18 protein-coding genes and 1 pseudogene are annotated in these 17,557 nt (G+C 63.3%); 12 read left to right on the top strand and 7 right to left on the bottom strand.

What is annotated here, in order from left to right; translation table 11 throughout:
* Positions 1-79 precede the first annotated feature (79 nt).
* The 5 genes and pseudogenes from OG947_RS08230 to OG947_RS08210 all read left to right on the top strand — a co-directional run bounded on the left by OG947_RS08230 (position 80) and on the right by OG947_RS08210 (position 5,440).
* On the top strand, positions 80-1,003 hold the full coding sequence (locus OG947_RS08230; protein ID WP_328813647.1) for a glycosyltransferase family 4 protein: 924 nt from the start codon (positions 80-82) through the stop codon (positions 1,001-1,003).
* Between the two features lie 530 nt (positions 1,004-1,533).
* A pseudogene (locus OG947_RS22645) lies at positions 1,534-1,680 on the top strand (DapH/DapD/GlmU-related protein); the annotation flags it as partial.
* Positions 1,681-1,702: 22 nt separating this feature from the next.
* Positions 1,703-2,869 carry a glycosyltransferase family 4 protein gene (locus OG947_RS08220; protein WP_328813645.1) on the top strand — a complete coding sequence of 389 codons (1,167 nt, stop codon included), beginning with the start codon at positions 1,703-1,705 and terminating at the stop codon, positions 2,867-2,869.
* A gap of 52 nt (positions 2,870-2,921) precedes the next feature.
* Complete coding sequence (locus OG947_RS08215) at positions 2,922-3,974, top strand: glycosyltransferase (RefSeq protein ID WP_328813644.1); 1,053 nt, start codon at positions 2,922-2,924, stop codon at positions 3,972-3,974.
* A complete protein-coding gene (locus OG947_RS08210) occupies positions 3,971-5,440 on the top strand; it encodes a lipopolysaccharide biosynthesis protein (protein WP_328813643.1) in 1,470 nt (489 codons plus the stop codon). The genes OG947_RS08215 and OG947_RS08210 overlap by 4 nt, the downstream gene beginning before the upstream one ends.
* Positions 5,441-5,504: 64 nt before the next feature.
* Here the strand turns inward: OG947_RS08210 and OG947_RS08205 are convergent, their stop codons facing one another.
* On the bottom strand, positions 5,505-6,605 hold the full coding sequence (locus OG947_RS08205) for a glycosyltransferase (RefSeq protein WP_328813642.1): 1,101 nt from the start codon (positions 6,603-6,605) through the stop codon (positions 5,505-5,507).
* 411 nt (positions 6,606-7,016) lie between these two features.
* Between OG947_RS08205 and OG947_RS08200 the strand changes: the two genes are divergently transcribed.
* The 5 genes from OG947_RS08200 to OG947_RS08180 all read left to right on the top strand — a co-directional run bounded on the left by OG947_RS08200 (position 7,017) and on the right by OG947_RS08180 (position 9,963).
* Positions 7,017-7,379 (top strand): hypothetical protein, encoded by a 363-nt coding sequence (locus OG947_RS08200; RefSeq protein ID WP_328813641.1) that lies wholly within the window; start codon positions 7,017-7,019, stop codon positions 7,377-7,379.
* Positions 7,376-7,537, top strand: a complete 162-nt coding sequence (locus OG947_RS08195; RefSeq protein WP_155957123.1) for a hypothetical protein — start codon at positions 7,376-7,378, stop codon at positions 7,535-7,537. Before OG947_RS08200 ends, OG947_RS08195 begins: the two co-directional genes overlap by 4 nt.
* A gap of 56 nt (positions 7,538-7,593) precedes the next feature.
* On the top strand, positions 7,594-8,337 hold the full coding sequence (locus OG947_RS08190) for a polyprenol monophosphomannose synthase (RefSeq protein ID WP_328813640.1): 744 nt from the start codon (positions 7,594-7,596) through the stop codon (positions 8,335-8,337).
* An 88-nt stretch (positions 8,338-8,425) separates the two neighbouring features.
* Positions 8,426-9,202, top strand: a complete 777-nt coding sequence (locus OG947_RS08185) for a GAF and ANTAR domain-containing protein (protein WP_056443920.1) — start codon at positions 8,426-8,428, stop codon at positions 9,200-9,202.
* Complete coding sequence (locus OG947_RS08180; protein WP_328813639.1) at positions 9,199-9,963, top strand: GAF domain-containing protein; 765 nt, start codon at positions 9,199-9,201, stop codon at positions 9,961-9,963. Before OG947_RS08185 ends, OG947_RS08180 begins: the two co-directional genes overlap by 4 nt.
* Position 9,964: 1 nt before the next feature.
* Here the strand turns inward: OG947_RS08180 and OG947_RS08175 are convergent, their stop codons facing one another.
* The 3 genes from OG947_RS08175 to OG947_RS08165 all read right to left on the bottom strand — a co-directional run bounded on the left by OG947_RS08175 (position 9,965) and on the right by OG947_RS08165 (position 11,898).
* Positions 9,965-10,153, bottom strand: a complete 189-nt coding sequence (locus tag OG947_RS08175; protein ID WP_056443925.1) for a DUF2795 domain-containing protein — start codon at positions 10,151-10,153, stop codon at positions 9,965-9,967.
* Between the two features lie 76 nt (positions 10,154-10,229).
* On the bottom strand, positions 10,230-11,267 hold the full coding sequence (locus OG947_RS08170) for a GGDEF domain-containing protein (protein ID WP_328813638.1): 1,038 nt from the start codon (positions 11,265-11,267) through the stop codon (positions 10,230-10,232).
* A gap of 148 nt (positions 11,268-11,415) precedes the next feature.
* Complete coding sequence (locus tag OG947_RS08165; protein WP_027506980.1) at positions 11,416-11,898, bottom strand: Lrp/AsnC family transcriptional regulator; 483 nt, start codon at positions 11,896-11,898, stop codon at positions 11,416-11,418.
* A gap of 240 nt (positions 11,899-12,138) precedes the next feature.
* On the opposite strand from OG947_RS08165, the gene OG947_RS08160 reads away from it, so the two are divergent.
* Entirely contained in the window at positions 12,139-13,758 is a 1,620-nt protein-coding gene (locus OG947_RS08160; RefSeq protein WP_328813637.1) for a polysaccharide biosynthesis tyrosine autokinase, read from the top strand.
* A 237-nt stretch (positions 13,759-13,995) separates the two neighbouring features.
* Here the strand turns inward: OG947_RS08160 and OG947_RS08155 are convergent, their stop codons facing one another.
* The 3 genes from OG947_RS08155 to OG947_RS08145 all read right to left on the bottom strand — a co-directional run bounded on the left by OG947_RS08155 (position 13,996) and on the right by OG947_RS08145 (position 16,107).
* The gene (locus OG947_RS08155) at positions 13,996-14,370 is read right to left on the bottom strand and encodes a hypothetical protein (RefSeq protein ID WP_037186942.1); all 375 of its coding nucleotides are present in this window, start codon (positions 14,368-14,370) and stop codon (positions 13,996-13,998) included.
* Positions 14,371-14,455: 85 nt separating this feature from the next.
* Complete coding sequence (locus OG947_RS08150; RefSeq protein WP_027506976.1) at positions 14,456-14,968, bottom strand: arsenate reductase/protein-tyrosine-phosphatase family protein; 513 nt, start codon at positions 14,966-14,968, stop codon at positions 14,456-14,458.
* Positions 14,969-14,994: 26 nt separating this feature from the next.
* Positions 14,995-16,107: a GGDEF domain-containing protein gene (locus OG947_RS08145; RefSeq protein ID WP_328813635.1), complete on the bottom strand. Its 1,113-nt coding sequence runs from the start codon at positions 16,105-16,107 to the stop codon at positions 14,995-14,997.
* Positions 16,108-16,219: 112 nt separating this feature from the next.
* Here OG947_RS08145 and OG947_RS08140 point away from each other — a divergent pair, with 112 nt between their 5' ends.
* Entirely contained in the window at positions 16,220-17,542 is a 1,323-nt protein-coding gene (locus OG947_RS08140; RefSeq protein ID WP_328813634.1) for an NAD(P)/FAD-dependent oxidoreductase, read from the top strand.
* Positions 17,543-17,557: the final 15 nt, after the last annotated feature.

Raw genomic sequence — 17,557 nt, 5'->3', positions numbered from 1 at the left:
CCGTTCGCTGGTAGAAAGCTGGACGACTTCGTACCCTGGGGACACGGTCCAACTGATCAGTAAGTCGCCAATCCTGGACTTGCCTACAAACGTCAGGCAGATTAACGCGAGAATTAATCAACATGGTTTATCCAACCTGCTTGAAGCAGGGGTTTTGGCTACCGGCGGCGACGTTCTAATTACCCAGAACTTCACACCAATTGTTCGATCTGTTCCTACTATCACATTCTTACACGATCTTATTTTTCGACGGCGACCCGAGTTCTTCAGCGTCGGCGAACGTGCCTACTTCAAGTTGATGGAGTTGAGCCTGCGACGAGCGACCGCGCTTTGCACCTCATCGATTCATGAAGCAAACTATATAAATGAGCAGCTCCGATTACCACGACAAGCCAAAGCGGTCGGTCTCGCGGTCCCGTCCTCGTTCGCAGAAGCCTGCGCTGAACGTCCAGAGACTGTCGACAACCGTCCGTTCCTTCTCTCGGTAGGGCGTCTGAATCGTCGTAAGAATATTGAGCGACTGATTGAAACCGTTCTATCGATGACTGCTACAGACTCAGCGCAGGACGTGGTCTTGTATATTGTGGGCGAACGAGACGGGCTAGGGCTTACTCTTGAACACACACAAGAGGCTTTGCAAAAGCATGTCATGTTCCTTGGAGCGGTATCTCCGGAAAATTTGAAGTGGCTGTACGAGAATTGCGCCACCTTTGTCTTTCCGTCATTGGACGAAGGTTTTGGACTCCCGGTGGTGGAGGCTTTGATGTGCGGCGCGCCAATTGCACTTAGTTCTATCCCTGCTTTTGGCGAGTTCAAATCTATGATACCTGCCAGCCACTTCTTCGACCCAGATGATAATCACGACATGGCTCGAGCTATCACAGAGGCTGTCGGCAGCCGGACTGTTCCGAAGGCTGAGTACACTCTCCCCCAGTGGGGAACTGTTGTGTCCGGTATTCGATCAGTCGCGGAAGAATTGAACTACAAGAGAAGGTCGGTTTGATGTCGGTCAGTACGAGTGCGCGCAGACTGATTGACTACTTGTACCGTCGCAACCGAGCGCTGGGACAAGGACTGGACCCCAACCTTTCTACAAGCGAACTGCTGGCGTTCGTCGCTTCAAAGATTGCTTGGCGAGTCCGCGGTCTCATCAGAGGCCGGCCGCTGGTATACATGGGGCCGGCTGTGATTATTCGGAGTCGCAGAAGGCTGATTCTTGGTCGAAACTGTTCCCTGGGTTCTGGTGTGCGACTGGATGCTGTAGGTGGCGATATAAGCCTAGGTGAACACGTAACAGTAGACTCAAATGCGTCCCTGAAAGTATCCGGCGTCTACCGAAACTTGGGTACGGGTATTGCTGTCGGTGCTCGGACGTCGATCGGCATGTCAAACGTGTTGCAAGGGCAAGGGGGAATACGGATTGGTTCGGATGTTCTGTTGGGGCCAAACGTTGTAATAATGTCCGAGAATCATAAGTTCGAACGTAGGGATTTGCCAATACGCGAGCAGGGCGAAACCCGGCAGTGTGTGGATATCGGTGACGATGTGTGGGTGGGTTCAAACGTAACCATTCTCGCGGGCGTGAAGGTCGGAAACGGTGCGATCGTCGCAGCAGGTGCCGTGGTGAATAAGGATGTCGCACCGTTCACGATCGTTGGCGGCGTACCTGCGAAGCAGATTGGCATCCGACCGGAGTCGCGCAATGGGTAGGGATGTAAATATTGTTGGCAATGAAAAAGTAGCATTCGTTACGGAATCGCCGAGCGTGTGGGGTGCGGAGACCTCGTTACTCGCGCTATTGGACGGCGAACGCAACACCTTCATAGTTGCTGATAATGAATCTCCACTACACGCAGTTGCGTTCGAACGTGGTATTGACACGGTTGGTCATGCATTCGCGCTAAATAACACCTTGACGCTGTCGGGTGGGTCGGAGGGCTCTACCTTCAAAACAGCCCTGGTACTCGTTGCCAGCCGTTTGCCGAAATTTATCTTGAGTGTCGCACGTCTCGTGCAAATTCTAGATACTCGCCAGATTGTTGTAGCTTTCAGCCTATGGCAAGCGCTGGAAGTCCTGGTTGCGGCAAAGATCAGAAGATGCCGCCTTGTCGTGGACCTCCACGAGACGATCGGCGGTCGTCTCGGACGTATGGTCGCCCGCAGGGTGTGTCATTCGGCTGATCTCGTCATCGCACCGTCGCAGTCAATAATTGATCGATTCGGAATCGAGCATGAGCGAACGATCGTAGTACCGCGGCCTTTGGAAGATATTGTAGTGCCTTCAGACAGCACACGACCGGACCAAGATTTCTCCAGTTCTATCGTAACCGCAATAATTGGACAGGTAGTTTCACACAAGCGTGTCGATTTTCTAGTGGATCTTTTTACTGACCTCAAACTAGTGCGGACTTCACTTATAGTGGTAGGTGGTGAACCGGACGAGAAAGCCCGGTCCGACTTCGAGCGGTATGTTCGCGAACGTGCTGACAATTCAGACAGAGTGCAAATAATCGACAGAACCGATAAGGTGATGGAGTTACTGTCAGACATCGACGTCTTGTTCAACATCTCCGAGCATGAGGCGTTTGGCCGAACTGTTGCCGAGGCAATAGCGTGTGGCACACTTCCGGTATGTCTCGCCGGCGATGGGCCCAGCGAGATAGTACTGCGATGCGGTGAAGGTGTTATTCTGCAAGACATCTCATTTCTCAAATCGTTCCTCCTCGAACTCGACAACGGGGTCTACAACGACCAGCTGAAACCGGAATCGCGGGAAGTGCGATCTTACAAAGCCGAAGTGTTCGCGCCTTCGAGGATTAGGCGACAGTATCTAGACGCTGTAAGAGGTCGAGTCGAATGCGGAGAGTGAACCCAATGTTGCAGCTTCCCCCTGTTAGTAGTCGGCGTTGGTAGTAGCGCGCATGAACTTCGAACAGTCGAGACGGACCAGCGTGATGTTTTCTTTCCGCGGAGATGATCCAAAAGCAAATCCGTACGTAACGACACTTTCGGCCCTTGTTGCGGAACATGTGGACGTCGTGCCTTTCGCCTGGCGTGGTTTGCTGTTTCAACGCGTGGATGTTTTCCACGTTCACTGGCCGGAGGCATTGCTTGCCTCTCGAACTTGGTACGGCCGTATAGCGAAGCGGGCGCTTCTTCTATTGGTGATAGCGCGCTCGGCATGTTCGCGGTTCACCATTGTGCGCACAATGCACAACATCGCACCTCACGAAAGTGGACACGGTCGGGTCCATCGATGGCTTTTGGTCATGCTCGACCGGCAGACCAAGGTATCTTTTGTTTTGAACCGTTCTTCAGGTTTCGTGAGTGACACGAAACGGGTCGTGGTGCTTCACCCAGATTACCGTAATATTGCGCCGTTCGAGCCGCGAAAAACTTCTAAGTCGGTTGGTATCGTCTTCTTTGGACAGTTGAGAAAGTATAAGGGTGTTGAGTATCTGATTGACGCTTTCCGGGATTTGAAGAAGCATGACGTTGGTGTTACCTTGACTGTGGTCGGTGAATGCAATGATTCTGACTTCGCGCGGTACCTCTCTACGGCAATCGACGAGACTGCGGGCGCAAGCCTCGACATGCGGTACCTCAGTCAAGAGGAACTTAACGAGGTAGTGCGCAAGGCGGATCTAATCGTTCTTCCATACAGAAATATTGAGAATTCAGGTTCCGCTCTGTTCGCACTTTCGGTAGGCAGGCCTTTGCTGATTAGAGGCACGCCAGCCACTTTTGAGTTGCAGCAGGAAGTCGGTAAAGAATGGGTCAGGTATTTTTCGGGCGATCTTGACACAATTGACCTGCAAGAGGCAGTCTGCTGGTCCGTAGGCCCGCGTTCCGGTATGCCTGTATTCGATGAGAACAGATCTTGGGCCTTTACGGTCGAGCAAACAGTGGATGTCTACAACAGCGCATCCCGGAGACGTTTCAAGAAACTCGGCCTGATGCACGGAAGTATATGACTGAGGGTTTGAGCGGGCGCAGAACTGGTGGTCGTCCATCGTTGGGACGGTCGGCCGGAATCACCATGGTGGGACAGGCCGCTAAAGTTCTTTTTCAACTTGCCGGAATTGTTATCTTGAGCCGGATGCTGGAGTCAGCGCAGTTCGGAGCAGTTGCCATGGTCTTGGCGTTTGCTGGGTTCGCGAACGTGCTCGGTGACTTCGGTTTCTCGTTGGCGGCGTTAGCTAGGGAAAGTCTGTCGAATCAGCAGTCCTCAAACCTGTTCTGGCTGAATAGCATTCTTGGTGCTGCAGTTGCTGGGGTAGTATGCATATTCGCTCCGCTCATCTCGGCGTTTTACGCTCTAGATTTGAATACCTTGACCTGGGTCATTTCAGTAGTGTTTCTTCTGAACGGCCTGTCGACGCAGTACAGGGTGCTTCTGACAAGGGAGGGGCGATTCGGGTTCTTGGCGTCGATCGATGTCGCGTCGCAGGGTTTAGGGCTGGTCGTAGCTATCGGTGGTGCGCAACTCGGACTCGGTGCGATGGCGCTTGTGTTGCAGCAGGTCACTGCGGCTGCGGTTCTGCTGTTCGGTTTGGTCATGGCGACACGTTGGCGGCCGCAAGCGTGGAGACGTGGCAACGGCATGCGATCTTTCTTCACCTTCGGGTTTTCGACAACCGGGACGCAGCTGGTCAATTATGCGTCCGTAAGTATTCAGCCCGCGGCCCTCGGCATAGCAACCAGCCCGGCGGTCGTCGGCAGTTATTCGCGCGTGCTGCAGATATTGTCGTTACCGTTGCAGCAAATAGGTCAGCCCATTACGCGAGTCTTGTTGCCTGCGCTGGCTGCCTCGAGGGGCGTTTCGCAGTTTACGGATACTATACGTCGTGCTCACATCATCTTCTCTTATACGCTTGGTGGGCTTGCGGTTTGGATCGGATGTAATTCAGAGTTGGTTTCCATGATCCTCTTGGGCGGTGGGTGGGGCGGCGCTCCCGAGATTATGGCGATCCTAGCCGTTGCTTCTTTCTATCAGGCAGTTGGCTATTCGGTTTACTGGCTAGCAATGTCGAGCAATAGGGTGGGCGCCCTATTCTTTGCGGAGTTGCCTGGCCGCGTGGCGATGATAGTGGCCTGCTTCGTGTTCGCTCAGGGTGGTGCATTGGCCGTGGCGTGTATCGTGGCCGGCGCTGCTATGGTGAATTTCGCGATCGCGCACCTATCGTTTTACTTTATTAATCCGCAAGTGCTGGTCGAGTTATTCAACGTAACGATCCGTGTGCTTTTTCACGCCGCGTTGGCTTGTATAACGTACGCTGGACTTGCTTCGGTGATCGACGGTGACGGAGTTCGTGCCGTCCTATTTTCGATTTCAGCAGTCGTTTCGATTGCGGTGCTAGGATTGCTTAGACCTTTTCGACGGGACCTGAAGGTATTTACCGACCTCGGTAAGTCGATCTTAAGGCGGAAAGCCAAATGAGCACCAACTGTTCGAACGAATGTTGTTGTCTTATACTTTGAACACTACTGGCTTGGCATCGATATTACCGTTGCAGTGCCATCAAAGCGTCGTTGTATTGCTGGCAGATTAACTCCCATGTATACGCTTCCTTTGCACGTCGGATGGCTTTCGCGCTATGAGATTCTTGTGTAGAAGGCAGGTCCATCAAATTTGCTAGACCTTCTTGTATTGAGCTAGCCGTGGGGTGTACAAAGCTACCCGCGTCCTGAAGTACTTCCCGATTGAAGACTGTGTCTCGAGCCACCGTCGGTGCGCCCAGGGCCATTGCTTGAACAAGTGCGGGATTCGTCCCGCCCACGCTGTGCCCGTGGAAGTAGACACCACAGTTCTCCCACAGTGAGAACAGCACCTCGTCATCGCTGACATGACCGAACCATCGCACCCGTGGGTTGCGCTCCGTGAGAGCGGTGAGTCGGTCTTCCAGCTCGCCGCCGTACCCGGACGACCCTACGACCACGACATCCCAGCGCTCGCTCAGCGTTTCTGCAGCTTCGAGGAACTCTGCGACCGTGTTCTCGGGCACGAATCGCGCCACCATGAGGATGTAGCCTCTGCGCTCGAGTCCGTCGACGACCGGCCGGTCCTTGCCGAACGAACCTCCGTAGGGGATGAATTCACCGGTACGGTTGAACTCGTCGCCCCACCTCGCGCCCAGCGCCTTCGAGTCGAACACGAGGTTGTCGGCGTGCCGCGCAGTCGCGGTTGCTCCTGCTCGGAACAACTTCTTGGCCGCGTTGCCCCACTTGGCACGTTCCCATTCGATGCCGTCCACGTTCACCAGTGTGGGAATCCCCCGAGCGCGAAGAAGGGGGAGCCAGAAGCCGTTGGCCACGTTCATGACGAGAGCCACGTCGGGTTTGGCGTAGGCACAGTGAGCGGTCGAGGTCAGGCCGTAGGAGAGAGTGCTCAACGACTTGGATTCGACGCCCACCGTGTCGATGGAGCGGATGCGAGAGTCGCCGTCCGCCTTGCCGGCGTCGGCGGTACGGCCCCGGCCGTACACGGTGACGTCCCAGCCTTGATCCGCGAGGTACGGGGCGAGGCGACGGACCAGCGTTTCGAAGCCCCCGTAATAACTCGGGTAGCCACGAGTGCCAATGATATGCACAGATGGATTGGTCATGCATTCCCCACAATACTTGTGCGGTATTTCCACGCAGCGATTGTCAGCGGCGTGTGCGCGGTGTGCGCGTCCCGATTGATCGAAGCCTACAACAGGCTGCAGTGCCCGTCTTGCTGGGGAAAGTGTCAGGATATGTGTCGAATATCGCAGTGAATGCCGGTGCCGCGCAGGATTTGTGGTCTGTCTGAATGATTGAGGTGATACTCCGGGCTGTGTGCAGTGACGGTGTCGCGGAATCGATGGTCGCGCTCGCACCCGCCTGCTATTGAACTCTCAGTTCAGATCTGAACAGCGAGCCGTGCGTCCATGTGGCCAATCTGTGTTCGTGCGGCGACGTCATGGACTACCTGTTCGGGGGCTGTTTCTCTCGATAGCGAGGCGACACGGCGTCGCCACGAATCGGGGGATCAGATGAAGCTCGCACGAACACTCGTCATCGCAGTAGCTGTCGGATTGTGCGCGGCCGTTAGCGCGGGGTCGGCAGCGGCGACCGAGGTGATCGATCCGGTGCAGGGATTCGCCGAGTCGTGGGAGTTTGCGGTGGACGAATGCTCGTCCGGGATGCTCAGCGGAGCACTGAGCGGTGCCAGTGTCGGAGGCATGTTGGGCGCGGCCGGCGGGCCCCTCGGTGTCGCGGTCGGGGCAGCGGTCGGCGGATTCGTCGGTGAGGTCGGTGGGGGAGAGACGTCGTGTGAGGACCGGGTGATCACGGGTCGAGCGGTGGCCGACCCCGATCAGGTCACGCGTGGACACAAAGGCTCGGGTCGACGATGACCAGGCGACTCGACGCTCGCACAGCGTCAGTACTCGCTGTCCTTCTTCTCTGTACGACGCTGGGACTGATGGTGGGCGGGGCACCGGCCGTGATGGTGTGGTGCGTCGCAGCGTCCACGGTGCTCGCAGCGATGTGGGCCATGGTCCCGCGCCGCTGAACGACGCGGTATGTCCGGTTCTTGCGATCTACCGGCCGATCCATCACCATTCCACAGTGTCCGAAGCCTCCGCTGACCCCCGCATCACCGTCGTCGTACCCACGTACAACGAGCGCGAGAACCTTCCCAAGCTGGTCGGAATGCTCACCGACCTGCACATGAAGAACCTCGGCGTCCTCGTGGTCGACGACGGATCGCCGGACGGGACGGGCGACGTGGCGGACGGGCTCACCACCTCCGCCGCCATCCCGGTGAGTGTTCTGCATCGCACCACCAAGGACGGGCTGGGCCGCGCGTACGTCGCCGGCATCCTGCGCGCGCTGGAGGAGGGGGCGGACATCGTCGTGCAGATGGATGCCGATCTCTCCCACCCGTGCGAGGCCATTCCGCGCATGGTGCAGCGCCTGCAGGAGTCGGACGCCGCCGTGGTGCTCGGATCGCGCTACGTGCCGGGCGGCGCCGTCGCCGAGGACTGGCCGTGGCACCGCAAGGCGCTGTCGAAGTGGGCCAACCTCTACGTCAACGCGATCCTGCGGTTGAAGGTCAAGGACGCGACGGCCGGCTTCAAGGCCTGGCGTGCATCGACGCTGCGCACCATCGACGTCGCGTCCGTCGGCAGCAACGGCTACGCCTTCCAGGTGGAAATGAATTACCGCGTCATCAAGCACGGGCTGCGCATCGCCGAGGTGCCCATCCGCTTCGAGGAGCGCGTCGACGGCACCTCCAAGATGAGCCTCGCAGTGCAGCTCGAGTCCGCCGCCGTCCCGTGGAAGCTGCTGCGCAGCGGGATCGGAAAGTAGGAGGCGCATTCCGCGTCCGGGACACTGCGCGTGGGACACTGGGTGCGAGGCGCACCGGGCGTCCGGAGGAGGTTCGCTCGTGGATTCCATGCCCGACGACCCCACCCGTGACGACGATCGTCGGGGGTCCTCACGTGACGGTGCATCCTCGTTCACCGGTATCCGCCACGTCACCGAGACGTCGGTGCGGCTGACGGGTGTCGACGGGGCCGCGGTCGCGCTTCTCGGCACCTCGCACGACGTGCGCGAACTCGTCTTCGCCACCGACGCCCTCTCGCAGCAGCTCGACGAACTGCAGTTCACCGTCGGCGAAGGCCCGTGCATCGACGCGCATCGCTCCGCAGAACCGGTACGGGTGGGCGACATCCGCTCGCCCGATTCCGCGGCCCGCTGGCCCATCTTCGGACAGGGCGCGGCCACGCTGGGCGCTCGCGGGATGTACGCCTACCCGCTGCTGGGTGGCGCGTCGTCGTTCGGCGTCCTGGAGCTCTACCGCTCGACGCCCGTGGACCTGACCGACGTCGAGCACGACGCGGCCCGCATGTGCGCCGTCGCGATCGCGCGTACGGTGCTCGGGCACTACGTGAACCCGGACGACACCGACGACGCGGCGGCCACCCCGGAGGATGCTCTGGCATCGGAGGACGTCGCCGCCATCGAGGGCGCCGGCCCGTACAGCCGCGCCGACGTCTACGTGGCGGCGGGCATGATCGCGGTGCAACTGGCCGTGACCACCGATGTGGCGATGGACCGCCTGCGCGCGCACGCCTTCGCGCGAGGGCGCAGCGTCACCGAGGTCGCCGCCGACGTCGTGGCCCGTCGGATCAGCATGAGAGACGAACGAGACAACGGAGGTCCCCGGTGAACACGACGCCCACTCGGCTCGCCCTCGCCGACATCACCGCCACGCTGATCACTCGCTTCGACCTGCCCGCCCTCCTCGAGCGCATCGCGGGCACCGCACTCACCGGGTTCGACGCACACATCGCCGTCATCTCCCTGCTGGACGGCGACGCATTGCACGCCGTGGCCACCGCCAGTGTCGGCAGTGCGGCCGCCGACGAGCGGCTCTTCACGTCCGGCCCCGTCCGCACCAGTGCCCGGGAAACGGCCGTGGCCATGATCGGCGATGCCTCGGCGGCGGGAAGCAGCCGGTGGGAGCAGTACCGCGCACTCGCCGAGGAGAGCGGCGTCGGCGCCGTGCGGGCGTATCCGGTCGTCGCCCTGGGCGTCGGACTCGGCGCCCTGGCCGTCTACACCGCCGAGCCGTGGGGGACCCAGCGTCCGGACGAGCTGGGGCAGATGCTCGCCGACCTGACGGCGTTGGCCCTCACCACCGGAGCGTCGGAGATACGACGCGTCGACGCGTCGGCCGCCGTGCAGGCATTGCTCAGCGGCGCGGCCACCATCTCGGGTGCGACCGGTGTGTTGGCCGAATTCTTCGACGACTCCACGTCGGCGGCACGCACTCGGCTGTCACGCCTGGCGCGGGCGCACGGCACCACGGACAGCGAGCACGCCGCCGCGATCATCGCCGCGCAGAACGTCGCGCCGGCGGACATCGGATCGTCGGAGCTGATCTACCTGCCGACGAGTCCGGTGCCGCCCCGGCGCTTCGACTCCTGACCTACTTCTTGGTGATGGCGGCGCTGACGGCGTCGGGTCCGTCGTAGCTGTCGTCGGGCATGGACGACAGTGCGTCGACCACGTCGTCGTCCGCGCCGTTGCTCTTCGCGAGATCGGCCAAATCTTTCGGCGACGCCGGGTAGTCGGCGCCGGCCAGGTGCTTCTGCAGTTCGATCGGATTGACGGCCATGGGACGGTCCTTTCGTCGTCGGGTGATGGCTCGCGTGCGAGCTACCCGAGGAGGAGGACGGCAAACCGCGCGGACGTCAGTCCGCGTAGACCACCACGGTGTTGCGGCCCGCCGCCTTCGCTCGGTACATGGCGATGTCCGCGAGGTGCATGCCGTGGTTGATGGTCGACGCGATCGGGGCCGCCGTCATCCGCGTGGTGTCGAGACACGAGACCCCGATGCTCACCGTCACCGGGATGAGGTCGGACGTGTCGGACAGCGCGAGCCGGATCGACTCGGCGATTGCATGCAGACCGGTGGACTGCGCGTCGAGCACCACGAGGAACTCCTCGCCGCCGCGTCGCGCGACCACTGCCCGGTCACCCAGGTGATTGCGCAGGCGCTGGGCGGCGAGCGCGAGCACCCCGTCGCCCGCGATGTGCCCGTGATGATCGTTGACCCACTTGAAGTGATCGAGGTCGACGAGCAGGAATCCCACCTGTGACCGTCCGCGGAGCTGCCGCTTCGCCTGCACCTCCAGGCCGCGCAGGTTGAGCAGTCCCGTCAGCGGATCGGTCCGCGCACTGTCGATCTGGCGCTCGAGGTGCCGGTGCAGGGACATCGAGGTGGTGCTGACGATGGACATGGTCGCGTTGACCGCCAGCCAGATGCTCGTCGCCGCGGCGATGGTGGCCATGGCGCCGATCGGTTGCTCGCGCAGGACCAGCGCCGTCATCCAGCCGATCACGACGGTGGTCAGCACCAGGTGCACCACCACGGTGGCGCGTCCGCCGAAGAAGGCGACGTACGAACTGATGACCGCGAACAGGGCGCACCCGGCGAGACCCAGAGCGTGACTGCTGCACAGCAGGAGGAAGGTCGACGTCCCCACGTCGGCGTAGACGGTGAAGGCCAGAGCGACGGCGCGCTGGGTGCGCGCCCGGCGCCACCACGTGAACGACTTGCGAGCGGTGGCGACGATTGCAGCCACGGGAAGAGTGGACAGCAGGACGGCGATGGCAGCGATACGCGGGGCGCCGGCGGCCGGGCCGGCGGCGCTGAACATCGTCAGGATGCCGGGGACGGCGAACGTCGGGATCAGTACAGCGATACGGCGACGCACGACGTCGGTCAAGGGTGCCCGGGACCGACCACGACTGCGGCCGCCGGAACCTGGGCGTATCACCTGTCGGACGGTATCAGCGTGGAACCTGCGTCGAGGGGTGGTTGCACGCTTCCGTCGGGCCCGATCCCTGTTTTGCGCATACGTAACAGGAGTGGAATCAGGAATTGTCGTTCTCGCGCGCAAGTCTTTCGATCAGCGGCCGGGTGCGATAGGGAATCGCTTCGCGCATCACGACGGAGACCGTCGTGCGTTCGACTCCGGGAACCGCGAGAATGAGCCCGGCCACGCGATACAGATCATCTGCGTCGGCGGCCGAGACGCCGATCTGCAGATCCGCTCCGCCCGAGACGCCGACCACCTCGGTCACCTCTGCAATGTCCCGCAGGCGATCGATGACCGCTTCGAGGCGGTGTTGGTCCGTCACTGCGCCCACGTACGCGCGGAGGGGATACCCCAGGTCCCGAGGGGAGACGAGCCGGTCCATCGGCGCGAGGGTATGTGAGTCGTCCCAACGAGAGAGTCTGGCCTGAACCGTGTTTCGCGCCAGTCCGAGAACCGAGGCGAGGTGGACTCCGGTGGCGCGAGGGATGTCGCAGAGCGCGAGCAACAGGCGAGCATCGGTGCGGTCGAGCTTGGTCACGTGGTGAACTGTGCCACACGGCGAGCGGCGCGGGCCGAAGTATGTAGTGCTCACGAACTCGATGGCGATTTCGGAAATCGGTGTTTCTCACATTTATCGCGTAAAAACCGGAGCGGGGCTTTCACCCCGTTCCCGAGATGCCCGATGGTCACGACATGGTTAAGGTGAGTCCAGAAGTTTGCCCCAGATGCGTGGTCCGGGTGCTCGGTCCGGCCGTCATCGATGTGAGGAGTCGTCTCGGTGGAGATATCTGATTACGTGAGAATTCTCCGCGCGCGGTGGATCGTGATTGTTCTGACCACGGTGATCGCCGCAGCGGCGTCGCTGGTGTTCTCACTTGTGTCCACGCCCGTCTACGAGGCGTGCACACGCCTCTACGTCTCCACCGGCTCGTCGTCGTCCTCGGTGACCGAGGTGTACCAGGGCAACCTGGCCTCGCAGCAGCGCGTCGCCTCCTACACGCAGCTCCTCGGCGGCGAGAGCGTCGCGCAGCGCACCATCGACAGCCTCGGCCTCTCCATGAGCCCGTCGGCACTGGCGTCGAAGGTCCGCACCACGTCCTCACCCGACACCGTGCTGATCGACACGTGCGTCTCCGATTCCAACGCGACGACCGCGCGCGATCTCGCGAACGGCATCGGCACCACGTTCGTGGACTTCGTCGACGACCTCGAGACGCCTCCCGGCGGCGGCGCTCCGCTGGCCCAGGTCAGCGTCGTCGAGCCGGCACAGGTTCCCACCGGCCCGATCTCGCCGAAGACCACGCGCAACCTTGCGCTCGGTGTGGCCGTCGGACTGCTGCTCGGTATCGCGCTCGCCGTGATCCGCGACCGGCTCGACAACACCATCAAGGACCGCACCGCCCTCGCCGATCTCTCGGGCGTTCCCGTCGTCGGCGTCGTGCCCTTCGACAAGACCATCAAGGAGGAGGCGGCGCTCTCGTTCGCCGAGTCGTCCTCCGGCACCGCCGAGGCGTTCCGCGAATTGCGCACCAACCTCCAGTTCCTCGAGGTGGACTCACCGCCGCGCGTCATCGTCGTGACGTCCGCCGTGCCCGCCGAGGGCAAGACGACCACGGCCGTCAACCTCGCGCTGGTCCTCGCCGAGGCCGGCCACCGCGTGGCGCTCATCGAGGGCGACCTGCGTCGTCCCCGTGTCTCGAAGTACCTCGGCCTCGTCGGGTCGGTCGGCTTCTCCACCGTGCTGTCGGGACAGGCGGACGTGGAGGAGGTGTTGCAGCCGACCAAGTTCCACGGTGTCGACGTGCTCGCCTCCGGACCGTTGCCGCCCAACCCGTCCGAGCTGCTCGGGTCCGAGGCGGCGCGCACAGTCATGGACACGCTCCGCGCGAGCTTCGACTACGTCGTCGTCGACGCACCGCCGCTGCTCCCCGTCACCGACGCGTCCGTCATCACCGCGCACGCCGACGGCGCCATCGTCGTGGCGCGCCACGGCCACACCAAGCGGGACGAGCTCACCCGTGCACTGGGCAACCTGACACAGGTGGGTGCCCCGATCCTGGGCGTCATTCTCACGATGGCCCCGTCACGTGGCAAGCGGGACTACGACTACCGCCACTACTACGAGACCGACACCACGGTCGCTCGTCAGGACGCTCCGTCCGCCGCCGTGCGGCCGGCAGCGCCGGTCGTGGTGCCCGAACCCACCCCGGAGCCCACTCCGGAACCCGCCCCCGAGGCCTACCCCGCGCCCCGCTACGAGGCCACCCGGAGCCATGGCGGCCGAGCTGCCCGGCGTCAGGCCGAGAACGCGAACGGCAACGGCAACGGGTACGAGGCCGAGCAGGTTCCGAGTCGGTCGACGATGCGTCCGCCGCCTCGCCGTCCGTATCAGTCCTGACAGAGGCGGGTGCTCGGACCCGCACCGTGTGAACGACGAAAGCCGCAGACCAGGAGTCTGCGGCTTTGTCATAGGCGACGGTGCCCGCCAGTGCGCCTCTCGGCAGGTGGCCGCTCGAAGCGGCTGATGGTTGGTACCCGGGGCAGTGGGATCGAACACCGTCGGTCTGTTCAACGGCGCCCGTGGCCGGAGTATTCCGGGTGTGCACCACGTCCGTGACCGGGGGACGCGGCACTGTCAGTTGTCCCCCGAGTCCGTGTCACCGGACTCGGCGTCGTCCGCGTCGGTGGTGGTCGTCGTGGACGTACGGGTGCGCCTCGTCGTGGTGGTCGGCTCGTCGGCCGTCGTGGCCGCGGTGGTGGTCGGCGGAGGCGTGGTGGTGGGCCGGGGTGTGGTGACGGGCGCGATCTGCCACGTCGGGGACGGCGGCACCTCGATGGTGGGCGCGTAGGTCAGGCTGCCCACGACGGCGACCGTGCCGTCGATGGGTGGGGGAGAGACCCGTCGAACGTCCGCGTCGAACACTCCGCCGGCGGCAGCGACGGTGAGCCCGCCGGCCAGGGCGGCCGCGGCGATGCCCATCACGACGGCGACGGCAGCTCTCTCACGCATGGTCTCCGCGCTCCGTTTCCGCCCGTGTCCTCGAGCCGAGTCATACCGTAGCCGGGGAGACGGCGGGTGGCAGTCCGAACTTCGATCAGCGAGCGCCCCAGATCTCGAACAGCGGACCGAGCGCCTCCGAGATGGCGTCGCCCACCCGCTCGTACACGTCGGTCGACTGACCGATCGGATCCATGATGTCGAGTTGCGTCACCGGGTTCGCCGCTCGCTCGGAGACCCACGCGGACGTGTCGATCACACCGGTGCGCCGCGCGAACTCCGCGGCCTCGAGCAACGTGAACGTGCGGCGGAGGTTGCGCGGCGCCACCGTCAGCACCTCGTCACGGTGCCGCGACGTCATCGTCAGCACCAGATCCGCCCCGGACGCGATGGTCGGGGTGAGCCGGCGGGCCACGAACCCGGTGGGATCGCCGCCCAGGGACTCGAGAACGCGGGCCGCCTCGGCCTGCACACCGTGCCCGATCACGGCACGAGTGCCGGCGCTGTCGGTGGTCACGTCCAGGTTCAGGTCACGGGCGAACGCGGCGGTCAACCGTTCCGCGGTGGGGGAGCGGCAGATGTTGCCCGTGCAGACGTAGAGGACATGCATGAGCGGAGTGTAGGTCCGCCCCGGTGTCAGGTGCGCGCGTTGTCCGTCGTGGTGTACGCCTGGTCGTCGAACCGCAGGCTGTCCCCTCCCGCGCGCTTCGCCTCGTACATCAGACGGTCGGCGCGGCGGATCAGCAGTTCGACGTCGTCGGCGTTGCGGGTCCACCGGCTGCCGGGGATCCACGCCACTCCGGCACTCGCCGTGACCGGTACCTCGTCGGCGTCGCACCGGACGGCGGCGTGGACGTCGTCGAGACGGTTCCGCATCTCCGCCCACGACACGATCCCGACGACGCAGAACTCCTCGCCGCCGAGACGGGCGACATACGCCCAGGTGGTCGTACTGGTCTGCAACCGTTCGGAGACACGTCGCAACACCTCGTCGCCGCCCTCGTGGCCCACGCGGTCGTTGACCGACTTGAACCTGTCGAGGTCGATCACCATCATCGCCACCACCTCGTCGTGACGTGCCGCCGCCAGCAATGGCGCGTGCACCACCGCGCTCAGCCCCCGACGGTTCAGCGCCCCGGTCAGTGGATCGGTGCCCGACTGGTACGCGTCGTCCCGCAGGTTCGACAGCGGGATCTGCGAGAGCAGCGGTGCAAGAAGGAACAGTGCCAGCTGGACGACCAGCAGGACGGACAGGTACGCCACGTCGCTGTCGCCCTCCGCGGCGGCCGAGCCGAAGAAGTAGAGCGACACGGCCACCGTCAGCGCGATGTGCGCCACGAGCGTGCGGATCGAGTGGAAGTAGCCGCAGTAGATGCCGAGCAGGGCGAACACCACGGACACGGTGAACGAGGCCTGCACGTCGGCCAGCATCGACAGCCCCACCACCAGCGCCACGTCGTCGCCGAACAGGAAGACGAGGGATTGTCGACGAGTCGGCCACGTCCCGCGGAGCCACAGCAGCGCCGACACTGCGCCCGTGACCAGGCACGCGATGAACACGGCGCGGGCGGCAGATGAGGGAGGTGCCCCGCTGGTGAAGAGCAGCAGGGAACCGGCGAGCACCACCATGAGCACCACTGCGGCCATCATGCGGCGGTAGGGCCGCTGCAGTCCGCGCTGCGCCATGTAGCCGGGCATCGCGGAGTAGTCGAAGGGTCGACTCCACCACTCGCCCACAACACGGAACATCGACTGGCAACTCTCGGCTGGGAAGAATGGTGAAAGGTAAACCTACTCACAGGTTCGTGACGACGCCCCGCTTCGTTACAGCGCTGCGGCCTCGCGTGGCAGGATTTCGAGCATGGCTGATGAACTCTCACGACAGCGCCCGAGCGTCGTCGTCGTCGGCGGCGGATTCGGCGGGCTGTACGCCGCCCGGCGACTGCGCCACATCGACGGCGACGTCACCGTGATCGACCGCGGCACCTCGCACGTCTTCCAACCGCTGCTCTACCAGTGCGCCACCGGCCTGCTGTCCGAGGGATCCATCACCTCGCCGCTGCGGCACCTCCTGCGTCGACAGAAGAACACCCACGTCGCGCTCGGGGAGGCGTCGGGCATCGATCTCGAGAAGCGACGTCTCACCGCGTCGCGCATCGACGGGTCGACGTTCGAGCTCCCCTTCGACTACCTCGTGTTCGCCGCCGGCATGCGGCAGAGCTATCACGGCAACGAGGAGTTCGCGAAGTACGCGCCCGGCATGAAGACCGTCGACGACGCGCTGGCGATCCGCCGCAAGCTCATCAGCGCGTTCGAGATGGCCGAGTCGCTGCCCACTCCCGAGGAGCGCCGGCCGTGGCTCACGTTCGCGGTGTCCGGTGGCGGCCCCACCGGCGTCGAGATCGCCGGGCAGATCCGTGAGCTCGCCGTCGGGGCGCTCGAGCACGAGTTCCGCTCGATCGACCCGAGCGAGGCGCGGGTGCTGCTGTTCCACGGCGGTGACCGCGTCCTCGAGTCGTTCGACGCCAAGCTGTCGGCAAAGGCTCAGAAGACCCTCGACCACATCGGGGTGGAGACCCACCTCGGGGTCCACGTGACCGACGTGACGGCCGACCACATCGAGGTCACCCGCAAGTCGGACAAGCAGAAGACGACGTACGACACCCACACCGTGCTGTGGACCGCGGGCGTCGAGGCGGTGCCGTTCGCCGGCACCCTGGCGTCGGCACTGGGCGTCACGCAGGCGCGTGGCGGACGCATCCCGGTGGAGAAGGACCTCTCGGTCGCGGGGCACCCCACCGTGTACGTCGTGGGCGACGTGGCCGCGCTGAACGATCTGCCCGGCGTCGCGGAGGTCGCCATGCAGGGCGGCCGCCACGCGGGCGCGATGATCGCCAAGACCATCGAGAACGGGACGCGCGCGTCGTCGCCGTTCAAGTACCACGATCTCGGTAGCGCGGCCTACATCGCGCGTCGGCACGCCCTGCTGCAGGCGGGCCCCATCCAGCTCTCGGGCTTCGCCGGGTGGGCCGCGTGGGGCGCGATCCACATCGCGTTCCTCTCGGGTCGACGCAACCGTGCCGGCACCTTGATCAACTGGGCCGCGACCCTCGCCTCGGGAACCAGACGCGAGCGAGCGGTCACGTTCGGCGATCCGGAGACCGCCCGCATGCCCTACGCGTGACCGGCCTCCGGACAA

Origin of the sequence: Rhodococcus sp. NBC_00297 (assembly GCF_036173065.1) — a bacterium.
GTDB lineage: Bacteria > Actinomycetota > Actinomycetes > Mycobacteriales > Mycobacteriaceae > Rhodococcoides.
The sequence above is the reverse complement of the archived record's forward strand: the minus strand, read 5'-3'. Positions and strand labels throughout refer to the sequence as shown.

Coding starts and splice junctions, on each gene's coding strand:
- OG947_RS08195 (WP_155957123.1), top strand. CDS start 7,376: ATGACCAGGCGACTCGACGCTCGCACAGCGTCAGTACTCGCTGTCCTT.
- OG947_RS08220 (WP_328813645.1), top strand. CDS start 1,703: ATGGGTAGGGATGTAAATATTGTTGGCAATGAAAAAGTAGCATTCGTT.
- OG947_RS08205 (WP_328813642.1), bottom strand. CDS start 6,605: ATGACCAATCCATCTGTGCATATCATTGGCACTCGTGGCTACCCGAGT.
- OG947_RS08215 (WP_328813644.1), top strand. CDS start 2,922: ATGAACTTCGAACAGTCGAGACGGACCAGCGTGATGTTTTCTTTCCGC.
- OG947_RS08200 (WP_328813641.1), top strand. CDS start 7,017: ATGAAGCTCGCACGAACACTCGTCATCGCAGTAGCTGTCGGATTGTGC.
- OG947_RS08175 (WP_056443925.1), bottom strand. CDS start 10,153: ATGGCCGTCAATCCGATCGAACTGCAGAAGCACCTGGCCGGCGCCGAC.
- OG947_RS08185 (WP_056443920.1), top strand. CDS start 8,426: ATGCCCGACGACCCCACCCGTGACGACGATCGTCGGGGGTCCTCACGT.
- OG947_RS08150 (WP_027506976.1), bottom strand. CDS start 14,968: ATGCATGTCCTCTACGTCTGCACGGGCAACATCTGCCGCTCCCCCACC.
- OG947_RS08210 (WP_328813643.1), top strand. CDS start 3,971: ATGACTGAGGGTTTGAGCGGGCGCAGAACTGGTGGTCGTCCATCGTTG.
- OG947_RS08155 (WP_037186942.1), bottom strand. CDS start 14,370: ATGCGTGAGAGAGCTGCCGTCGCCGTCGTGATGGGCATCGCCGCGGCC.
- OG947_RS08140 (WP_328813634.1), top strand. CDS start 16,220: ATGGCTGATGAACTCTCACGACAGCGCCCGAGCGTCGTCGTCGTCGGC.
- OG947_RS08145 (WP_328813635.1), bottom strand. CDS start 16,107: ATGTTCCGTGTTGTGGGCGAGTGGTGGAGTCGACCCTTCGACTACTCC.